At 69.7% G+C, this 3,114-nt stretch carries 5 protein-coding genes; 3 read left to right on the top strand and 2 right to left on the bottom strand.

Translation table 11 applies throughout. The features are described 5' to 3' along the window. Positions 1-74 precede the first annotated feature (74 nt). Genes Y694_RS20795 through waaF form a run of 3 tightly spaced genes read left to right on the top strand, consistent with a single transcriptional unit; the run spans position 75 to position 2,275 of the window. Positions 75-998, top strand: a complete 924-nt coding sequence (locus Y694_RS20795) for a branched-chain amino acid transaminase (protein ID WP_011831125.1) — start codon at positions 75-77, stop codon at positions 996-998. A gap of 28 nt (positions 999-1,026) precedes the next feature. Beyond that, positions 1,027-1,230: a zinc-finger domain-containing protein gene (locus Y694_RS20790; protein ID WP_036236148.1), complete on the top strand. Its 204-nt coding sequence runs from the start codon at positions 1,027-1,029 to the stop codon at positions 1,228-1,230. A gap of 16 nt (positions 1,231-1,246) precedes the next feature. Next, on the top strand, positions 1,247-2,275 hold the full coding sequence (gene waaF, locus Y694_RS20785; protein WP_011831123.1) for a lipopolysaccharide heptosyltransferase II: 1,029 nt from the start codon (positions 1,247-1,249) through the stop codon (positions 2,273-2,275). Between the two features lie 25 nt (positions 2,276-2,300). Here the strand turns inward: waaF and Y694_RS20780 are convergent, their stop codons facing one another. Then, a complete protein-coding gene (locus tag Y694_RS20780) occupies positions 2,301-2,846 on the bottom strand; it encodes a DUF3455 domain-containing protein (RefSeq protein ID WP_036236145.1) in 546 nt (181 codons plus the stop codon). Positions 2,847-2,949: 103 nt separating this feature from the next. Continuing rightward, positions 2,950-3,105: an anti-sigma factor domain-containing protein gene (locus tag Y694_RS23825; RefSeq protein WP_081782300.1), complete on the bottom strand. Its 156-nt coding sequence runs from the start codon at positions 3,103-3,105 to the stop codon at positions 2,950-2,952. Positions 3,106-3,114 lie beyond the last annotated feature (9 nt).

Genomic DNA, 3,114 nt, shown 5'->3' with positions numbered 1-3,114 from the left:
CCGGCCGGGCGGGGCGCGGCGCGCGCGCCCGTAGAATTTGTGGTTCTGCTTGCGCACTGAACCGAGGAACTCCGATGTCTATGTCCGACCGCGACGGCAAGATCTGGATGGACGGCCAACTGGTCGACTGGCGCGACGCCAAGATCCACGTGCTGACCCACACCCTGCACTACGGTTGCGGTGCATTCGAGGGCGTGCGCGCGTACAACACCATCAAGGGCACGGCGATCTTCCGGCTGCGCGAGCACACCGAGCGGCTCTTCAACAGCGCCAAGATCCTGCGCATGAAGATCCCGTTCTCGCTGGAGCAGGTGATGGACGCGCAGCGCGAGGTGGTGCGCGTCAACAAGCTGGAGAGCTGCTATCTGCGGCCGCTGACCTGGATCGGCGACAAGAAGCTCGGCGTCAGTCCCAAGGGCAACACCATCCACCTGATGATCGCCGCCTGGCCCTGGGGCGCCTACCTCGGCGAGGAAGGGCTCAAGCGCGGCATCCGCGTCAAGACGTCGAGCTACACGCGCCACCACGTCAACATCACGATGACGCAGGCCAAGGCCGTGAGCAACTACAGCAACTCCATCCTCGCCAACATGGAGGCCACCGACGACGGCTACGACGAGGCGCTGCTGCTCGACGCCTCGGGCTTCGTCAGTGAAGGCGCGGGCGAGAACATCTTCGTCATCAAGAACGGCGTGATCTACACGCCCGACCTGTCGGCCGGCGCGCTGAACGGCATCACGCGCAACACCGTGTTCTCGATCGCAGCCGACCTGGGGCTGAAGATCGTCGAGAAGCGCATCACGCGCGACGAGGTCTACATCGCCGACGAGGCCTTCTTCACCGGCACCGCCGCCGAGGTCACGCCGATCCGCGAACTCGACCGCATCGAGATCGGCATCGGCTCGCGCGGCCCGATCACCGAGAAGATCCAGTCGGCCTTCTTCGACATCGTCAACGGCCGCAACGCCAAGTACGCCGAATGGCTGGCCGCAGTCTGAACCTCTCCACCCTGACGGACCCTCCTGTATGAGCCGCCCACCGCAAGCCGTCGTCGAAGTCACCGCCCAGGACCTGCAGGGCCCGGGCGTGGTGTTCTGCCCGAACCCGAAGATGCCGCTGTGGAGCGCGCACCCGCGTGTCTTCATCGACGTGGCCCACGCCGAAGGCAAATGCCCGTACTGTGGCACCGTCTACCGGCTGAAGGCCGGTGAGAAGCTGCACGCCCATTGAGCCGGGCGGCGGTGCGATGACCCGCGCACTGGTCATCGCGCCGCAGTGGATCGGCTACGCCGTGATGGCCGAGCCGATGCTGGCGGTGCTGGCGGCGCGCGGCGAACACCTGACGGTGGCGGCGCTGCCGTCGGTCGCACCCTTGTTCCAGGCCATGCCGCAGGTGGCCGAGGTGATCACGCTGCCGTTCGTGCACGGGCGGCTCGACTGGTCGGCCCGGCGGGCGCAGGCTCGCCAGATCAAGGGGCGCTTCGACGTGGCCTACGTGCTGCCGAACTCGCTCAAGTCGGCGCTGCTGCCGTGGCTGGCGCGCATCCCGCGCCGCGTCGGGTACCAAGGCGAGGGCCGGCTGGTGCTGCTGAACGAGCGCCTGCCCAACCCCGTCGGCGAGCCGCCGCTGGTCGCCTTCTACGGCGCGCTCGCCGGAGGCCTGCCGCCGCGCGCACGGCCCCGCCTGCATCTGGCGCACGGGCGCATCGACGACCTGCTCGCGCGCTGCGGGCTCGCGCCGCAGGCCTACTGGGTGCTGGCTCCCGGGGCGGAGCAGGGCGCCACCCGCCGCTGGCCGGCTGCGGCCTATGCGGCGCTGGCCGAGGAACTGCACGCGCTCCATGGCCAGCCGGTATGGCTGGTCGGTGCCGAGACGGAACGGCCGGTCTGCGAGGAGATCGCCGCCCTGGTGCACGGAGGGCACTGCCGGGTGCAGGCCGGTGCGGGCTCGCTCGCGGACGCCATGGCCCTGATTGCGGGGGCGCGCGGCGTGGTCAGCAACGACTCGGGGTGGATGCACATGGCAGCGGCCTTTGGCGTGCCGCAGGCCGCCGTGTTCGGCGCCACCAGCCCGCAGCACACGCCGCCCTTGAACCGGCATGCGCGCGTGCTGTGGCTGCAGACCCTGCGCGGCGTGGAGCATCTCGATTGCCAGCCCTGCTACGCACACGAGTGCCGCTTCGGGCACCTGAAATGCCTGTCCGGCATCGCGCCGGAGCGCGTTCACGCCGCGTTGCAGGACGCGCTGGCGAGCAGCGCGGCCCGCCCCGGCTGAGCGGTCGGGGCGCTGCCTTGGGCGCTCAGCGACCGTAGAACACGTAGTCGGCCGCGTAGCTCACGACCTGTTGTTCACCCTTGTTCGCCGCCGCGCAAGCCGCGGCCGGCGCCACGCCGCCGACCGTCTTCAGGCGCTGGATGTAGGTCACGCCCTGCATCGCGCCACTGCCCATTGCCGGGTCGGCCTTCACCAACTGCAGCGGGATGCTGCCGGGCTGGTTGGGGGCCACCGCGAGCTGCTTGCCGGTGACCTTCGAGCCGTCGTTCGACTCCCAGGTGGCGGGCGGGCCGTAGTACTTGCCGACTGCCTTGCCGTCGGCGTCCTGCAGGCCGGCCACCGGGCCGACGAACACCCATTCATGCTGTCCGGCTGCATCCTTCTTCTCGCGGCATTCGTAGGTGATCTTGCCGCCGGTGGTGGTGGTCCACAGCTTCTGGGCCTCGCCGGCCGGCACGCGCACCGACTCGGGCAGGCTCGCGTTGTCGATCGTCTTCGGGGACGTCATCGGTTGCATGGCGCAGGCGCCCAGAGTGAGGGCAGCGCAGGCGGTGATCAGGTTCAGGCGCATAGGGGTCTCCGTAGGTGGGTGGGTGTTCGGGGGCGAGCCCCTCACCCCTGCACTACGGAGACGGCGCGCCGGCAGATGCACCACCGCCGACAGAATTTTCAAGTCAGATCTGCAGCTTCCCGACGGACAGGATCGGTCCGGTCGGTGCGCCGGTCGGCGAGCCGCCGCTCGGCTCCAAGCTGACCGCGAACGCTGCCGTGTCGCGCAGCAGCAGCCCGCGCCGCACCGTGGTGGCCTGCTCGCCCGACACCAGGCCCAGCGAGCGCGG

The sequence above is a fragment of the Methylibium sp. T29-B genome, from assembly GCF_000576225.1.
In the GTDB taxonomy this organism is placed as follows: domain Bacteria; phylum Pseudomonadota; class Gammaproteobacteria; order Burkholderiales; family Burkholderiaceae_C; genus Methylibium; species Methylibium petroleiphilum.
The sequence above is the reverse complement of the archived record's forward strand: the minus strand, read 5'-3'. Positions and strand labels throughout refer to the sequence as shown.

Excerpts from the sequence above, each read along its gene's own strand:
- waaF (WP_011831123.1), top strand. The coding sequence starts at position 1,247 with ATGACCCGCGCACTGGTCATCGCGCCGCAGTGGATCGGCTACGCCGTG.
- Y694_RS20790 (WP_036236148.1), top strand. The coding sequence starts at position 1,027 with ATGAGCCGCCCACCGCAAGCCGTCGTCGAAGTCACCGCCCAGGACCTG.
- Y694_RS20780 (WP_036236145.1), bottom strand. The coding sequence starts at position 2,846 with ATGCGCCTGAACCTGATCACCGCCTGCGCTGCCCTCACTCTGGGCGCC.
- Y694_RS20795 (WP_011831125.1), top strand. The coding sequence starts at position 75 with ATGTCTATGTCCGACCGCGACGGCAAGATCTGGATGGACGGCCAACTG.